Here is a 6000-nt window from a genome sequence, read left to right as displayed (position 1 = left end):
CCGCAGCCCGGCGCCCCACCCGCCCTCCCGGCGTCCAGCCGCCGGCGGCCTTCGGCCCGGGGCCCCGCTCGTGTATCCGTCGGGTAGTCGGATGCTGTCCTGGTGCTCCGTCCGCGCGGGCGTCCGGCCGCCGCCGGTTCGGCAGCGCAACCGCCCGTGTTCAGCCGCCGGCGGCCTTCGGCCCGGCAACCTGCTCGCCCCTGGGCGCCGGGCCGGGCGTGTCCATCCGGTGGCGGCTTCCGACCCAACATCCCACCGCTCCGCCGCCGCCGGCCGGCGGCCTCGCGGCGGGCGTCAGTTGAGGTGGAGCGTGCGGTCGGGGAGGTCGACCGCGGGGAGGGACGGGACCGCGGCCACCAGCGCCGCCTCCCTCCGAAGGAGGCTCAGCTCGGCCTCCAGCCGCGCCGCCGCCGAGCCCGCGACCAGCAGCGCCTGCTTCTCGTGGACCTCCAGCACCGTCGCCGCCGCCACCAGGTACGACAGCACCTTGGGGTCGTCCGGCAGCTCCTGCCCCGGCGCCACCGTCCGCTCCCGCGCCGACGCCAGCCGCCGCTGGTACTCCCGGAACGCCGACGCCACCCCCGGCACCAGCGCCGCCGCCCCCGACCCCGTCACCTCGGGCAGCTCCTCGCCCTCGCCCACCAGGTAGTCCCCGGACGCGTCCACCGAGTTCAGCGCGAACCGCACCGTCCCCGAGGTGACCAGCTCGTACGCGACCTCCTCGTCCTCCTTCTGGACCGACGCGATCTCCGCCACGCACCCCACCGCGTACAGCGACGCCATCGGGTTGCCGGGCGTGCCGAACCCCGCCGTCGGCGACTCGTCCGCCGCCTCGTCAGGACCGTTCGGCGCCACCTCGTGGCCTCCGCGCAGCGCCACCACCCCGAAGCGCCGCGGCGTGTCCGCGGAGAGGTCCATCAGGTCCTCGACCAGCCTCCGGTAGCGCCGCTCGAAGACGCGGAGCGGCAGCACCAGGCCCGGGTACAGGACGGTGTTCAGCGGAAACAGCGGCAGACGCAAGCTCACGCCGCAAGGTTACGGTGCGGCCCCCCGCCCCCGCGGCCCTCACCCCCGGTTCAGCACCCGCGTGGCGCCGGCCGCCACCGTCGTCGCCAGCGTCCACCCGAGCAGCACCAGCACCGCGGCCACGTACTGCGAGGCCCCGACGGGTTTCCACGAACCCGACTGCCCCAGGTCCACGATCGGCATCAGCAGGTCGAGGGTGTAGAGGACGGGGTTCCAGTGCGGATGCTCGTCCGGCTTCAGCGGGCTCGGCGGCAGCGAGGAGAAGTACACCGAGCCGACCGCCCACAGCACCGCCAGCCACGCCGCCGCCTTGCCCGGCTGGTACCCGTACGCCACCGTGGCGTCCTGCAGCCAGCCCCAGATCCGCGGCACCAGCGGCAGCACCGCCCGCCGCCGGCGCTGCTTGGCGAGGAGCACCTCGCGGGCCGGGGAGTCCTCGCCGGCCGCCCGCAGCGCCGCCGCCAACTGCTCGTAGGGCTCCGGACGGTAGGCCGGCGTCGCCGCCTCCAGCCAGCGCAGCCGGTCCGGCAGCGGGAACCGGGGCGGGCCGGGCAGCCGCTCGTAGGTGAAGCCGATCAGCCCCATCCCGCCCTCGTGCCGCGGCCAGGCGTACGGCGCGTCCGTGAGCGTGCCCACCTGCGCCCGGGTCAGCCGGACGCTGCCCATGGTGGGCGCCTGCGCGGGCAGGAAGGTGAAGTCGGGCGCCTGGATGCGGCGCAGCGACAGCTCCTCGTTGGGCCGCAGCGCGAACGTCGCCCCGCTGATCAGCAGCGCGTTGCCGAACCGCGCGTCGTCCAGCCGCACCCCGCCCTCGGCGGCGAACCCGTGGGAGAGGTGCAGGGTGTGCTCCACCGTCAGCCGCGGCGCGTTGAGCGCGAACCGGGCCGGCGAGGGCGTGGACCGCTCGAACGGGTCCTGCGACTCCACCGGCGGGCGCGGCCCGGTGAGCGCGCTGCGGCGCAGCGAGAGGCTGCCGCCCACCCGGGCGCTGCGCAGGCTGAGCTCGCCGCTGACGGAGATGCTGTCGGCCTGCAGGTCCTGGTCGACGGTGAGGCCGTCGCCCTCGAAGGCGTAGCCGCGCTGGTTGGGGGCCAGCTGGATGTGGTCCAGCAGCAGGTCGGTGCCGATCCGGGCGTCGGTCATCCGGATGCCGCCGGGCACGATGCAGCCAGGCAGGTGGACGTCGCCGGTGGTGGTGAGGCGGGAGGCGTGGATCCGCGGCACGGTGCAGCGCACCATCCGCAGCGTGCCCAGCCGGGTCTCGGCGAGCAGCAGCATCTCGTCGAACCGGCAGTCGTTGAACTCCACGTAGCAGCGGACGTCCCCGCCGGCGAGGTCGAGCCGGCCGGTGACCAGCGCCCCCGTCAGCCGCACGGCGCTGGCCCGGCCGCGCACCGCCGGGGGAGGCGTGAGCAGCAGCATGGCCAGCACCTCGGCGCGGACGGTGCGCTCCGCGCCCCACTCGGCGGGGCCGGCGGGGCTGTCCCGCTCGGGGATGCCCTCGCGCAGATCGAGGCGCCGGCCCCGGCGGAAGGCCTCCCAGAGGCGGGTCTCCGTCGGGGTGAGGTCCAGCTCCTCGGGGGCGACCTCGGCGGGTCCGGTCTCGGGCATGAAGGCCAGACTAGCCTTTGCCGCCCCCGCGCTGACGGGCTGTCACTCCTTGATGCCGCTGAGGGTGATGCCCTGGATGAAGGTGCGCTGGGCCAGGAAGAAGACGACGGCCACCGGCACGATCAGGATGGCGCTCACCGCCATCAGCGGGCCGAACGCGGTGGCGTACTCGCCGCGGAAGTACGTCAGGCCCAGGGACACCGTGTAGAGGTTGGAGTTGGAGAGGTAGAGCAGCGGCCCCAGCAGGTCGCTCCAGCTGATCAGGAACTGGAAGAGCATCACCGCCGCCAGCGCCGGCCGCGACAGCGGCAGCACGATCCGCCACCAGATGCCGATCTCGCTGACGCCGTCCACCCGCGCGGCGTCCGTCAGCGACCGCGGGATGCCCATGTAGAACTGCCGCAGCAGGAAGACGTAGAAGGCCACCCCGAAGAAGTGCGGGGCGATGAGCGGCAGGAAGGTGCCCACCCAGCCGATCGCCTTGAACATCTGGAAGAGCGGCACCATGGTGACGTAGTAGGGGATCATCATCGTCGCCAGGATCACCACGAACAGCGGCTTGCGCAGCGGCCAGTCGATGCGGGCCAGGCCGTAGGCGATGAAGGAGCTGGAGACCGCCGCCCCGATCATCGACGGCACCGCGATGATCAGGGTGTTGAGGACGTAGCGCCCCATCGGGAAGGTCTGCACGCCCTGCGAGAAGTTGTCCCAGGTGATGTCGTGCGTGAACCATTTGACGGGCGTCGCGTTGAGGTCGGCCGGCGTCTTGAAGGCGCCCAGCACCATCCACAGCAGCGGGATGAAGAAGCAGAAGGAGAAGGCGAGCAGGATGGCGTGAGAGGCAATTTTCTCCACCAGCCGCCGCCACAGCACGGACTGCAGCATCTCATTCGCCTCCGTAGTAGACGCGCTTGCCGAAGAGCTTGAACAGCAGCGCCGTGCAGACGGCGATGATGATGAACAGCACCCAGGCCATGGCGCTCGCGTAGCCGACCTTGAAGTTCTGGAAGGCGTTCTGGTACAGGTACACGCCGCTCACCATCGTGGCGCCCGCCGGGTCGCCCGATCCGTTGGTGAGCACGTACACCGGGGTGAAGTACTGGAATCCCGCGATGACGCCGGTGATGAGCGCGAACATCAGGTGCGGGGAGATGAACGGCACGGTGACGTGCCAGAAGCGGTGCCACCAGTTGGCGCCGTCCACCATGGCCTGCTCCTGGAGGTCCTGCGGCACCTCCTGGAGGCCGGCCAGCATGATGACCATCAGGTTGCCGAGTCCCCACACGCTGAAGATGACCAGCGCGGGCTTCGCCCAGTTGGGGTCCTGCAGCCAGCCGGGTCCGTTGATGCCGAACCAGCTCAGCACGTTGTTGAGCACGCCGTACTGCGGGTTGAAGACATACAGCCACACCACGCCCGAGGCGACCACCGGCAGGATGGACGGCAGGAAGAAGATGGTGCGGTAGAACGACTGCCCGCGGACCTTCAGATTCAGCAGCAGCGCCAGGATCACCGCGACGACGATCCCGATCGGCACGGCGAGCACCATGATGTAGAAGGTGTTGCCGAGCGAGGACCACCACTCGCTGTCCTTGAACAGTCCCGAGTAGTTGGTGCCGCCCACCCACTGGGTCTTGGCGCCGGTCATCGTCCGGTTGCTGAAGCTGTAGACGATGGACGCGATCGCCGGATAGGCGAAGAACCAGGCGAGCCCGATGAACGCCGGAGTGGCGAAGACCAGGCCCCATTTGTAGTTCCGCCGGTACATCGGCGTCTTGGAGCGCCACCAGCGGCGCGGGTTGAGGAATGCCTGTGCCGCGCTCATGCCGAGTTCACCTGCCCATTGCCGTGCCGGAGCAGGGCCATCGCCTTGGCCTGCGTCAACTGGGTGCCGACCTGCTTGTTGAAGGCCTGCCAGAAGTCGTTGGCCTCCTTGCCGGCGGTGTGCAGCGCGTCCTCGGCGCTCATCTGCCCGAACACCGCCGAGGAGACGTACTTCTCCATGGAGTTGGCGAGCAGCGAGGTGCCGGGGGTGAGCGGACGCTGGTTCTTCAGGGACATCAGCGTCTTCCAGTAGGGCGCCATATTGGGGTCGGTGCGCGCCGCGCGCAGCCCGTCCGAATTGCTGTAGACGGGGATGTAGCCGACCTTCTTGTACTCCGCGGTGGCGCCGGCGTTGGTCGCCGTCGTCCAGCGGATGAACTCCCACGCCGCCTCCGGGTCGCGGGCCCCCTTGGGGATGAAGAACGACCAGCCGCCCAACCAGGCGCCCTGCCCGGCCGCGGACGCCCCCGGCGGCTGGTAGGGCAGCAGCCCGCCGCCGATCCGCATCTTGGGCTGCGCGGTCCGGATCGCCTGGAAGTTGGCGCCGACCAGCGGGGCCATGCCGATGTGCCCGCCGGCGAACGGATGGAGCGTCAGTCCGGGCGGCGTGGTGGCCAGCTTGGCGACCCCGCCGGCGGCCTTGGCGTAGGCCGTCATCCACTGCAGCGCCTTGATGTTCAGCGGGTGCTCGGGCGTCAGCTTCGTCCCGTCGGCGCTCAGGAACTTGCCGCCGAAGGAGAAGCCCCAGGTGTACATCGAGTTGGCGAAGCCGTAGACGTCCCACGGCACGATGGCGATCTGGCTGATCAGCCCGCCGGTGTGCTTGAGCAGCTTGCCCGCGTAGTAGTCGACGGTCTTCTGCTTGTCGGCGGCGTTGCCGGTGTCGGTGACGAAGGTCGGCGGGGTGTCCGGGTCCAGCCCGGCCTTCTCGAAGAGGTCCTTGTTCCAAAAGAGCGGGAAGTTGGGGTCGCCCTCCCACTGCAGCGCCCACACCCGGTTGTCGATCCAGGCGCGCGGCCCGGCGATCCCGGCGTAGTCCGTCTCCTTGATCCCGGCGGCGTGCACCATCGGGGTGAGCTCTTCCATCATGCCCAGCCGGGACCACATCGGCACGTACTCCTGGCCGACCATGCCCACGTCCGGCGGCTGCCCGCCGGCGATCGCGGTGAGCAGCTTGGGCTGCACGTCCTGGGTGACGATGGGGCTGTAGGTGACCTTCACGCCGATGTCGGGGTGGCTGGCCTCGAAGGCCTTGGCCATCTCGACGACGCCCATCCCGGTGGGCGCGCCCTGGTTGTTGTAGACCTCGATGTTCTTCTTGCGGCCGGGGGCCGCGCCCTTGCTCAGTCCGACGGTGGAGACCCCGTTGGGGACGCTCACCACGGCGCAGCCGCTGAGGAAGGCGGCCGCGGCGGCGCCGCCCATCAGGCCGAGGGCGCGGCGCCGCGAGGGCGCGCCGCCCCCGCCGCCGCGGTCGTCGACCTGCCGAAACGTGTGTGGCGACGTCACTGTCGCTCCTGTCGTAGGTATCCGAAGGTG

Annotated in this window: 5 protein-coding genes; all 5 read right to left on the bottom strand. The window is 71.0% G+C overall.

Annotated features, from left to right (window positions below):
* Positions 1-294: 294 nt before the first annotated feature.
* Genes BIV57_RS14750 through BIV57_RS24615 form a run of 5 tightly spaced genes read right to left on the bottom strand, consistent with a single transcriptional unit; the run spans position 295 to position 5970 of the window.
* Positions 295-1026 carry an LON peptidase substrate-binding domain-containing protein gene (locus BIV57_RS14750; RefSeq protein ID WP_071657262.1) on the bottom strand — a complete coding sequence of 244 codons (732 nt, stop codon included), beginning with the start codon at positions 1024-1026 and terminating at the stop codon, positions 295-297.
* 39 nt (positions 1027-1065) lie between these two features.
* Positions 1066-2637 (bottom strand): oxidoreductase, encoded by a 1572-nt coding sequence (locus tag BIV57_RS14745; protein WP_071657261.1) that lies wholly within the window; start codon positions 2635-2637, stop codon positions 1066-1068.
* A 42-nt stretch (positions 2638-2679) separates the two neighbouring features.
* Positions 2680-3522 carry a carbohydrate ABC transporter permease gene (locus BIV57_RS14740; RefSeq protein ID WP_071657260.1) on the bottom strand — a complete coding sequence of 281 codons (843 nt, stop codon included), beginning with the start codon at positions 3520-3522 and terminating at the stop codon, positions 2680-2682.
* A 1-nt stretch (position 3523) separates the two neighbouring features.
* On the bottom strand, positions 3524-4462 hold the full coding sequence (locus tag BIV57_RS14735; RefSeq protein WP_071657259.1) for a carbohydrate ABC transporter permease: 939 nt from the start codon (positions 4460-4462) through the stop codon (positions 3524-3526).
* Positions 4459-5970, bottom strand: a complete 1512-nt coding sequence (locus BIV57_RS24615) for an extracellular solute-binding protein (protein ID WP_071657258.1) — start codon at positions 5968-5970, stop codon at positions 4459-4461. The genes BIV57_RS14735 and BIV57_RS24615 overlap by 4 nt, the downstream gene beginning before the upstream one ends.
* Positions 5971-6000: the final 30 nt, after the last annotated feature.

The organism is Mangrovactinospora gilvigrisea, assembly GCF_001879105.1.
In the GTDB taxonomy this organism is placed as follows: Bacteria; Actinomycetota; Actinomycetes; order Streptomycetales; family Streptomycetaceae; genus Mangrovactinospora; species Mangrovactinospora gilvigrisea.
The sequence above is the reverse complement of the archived record's forward strand: the minus strand, read 5'-3'. Positions and strand labels throughout refer to the sequence as shown.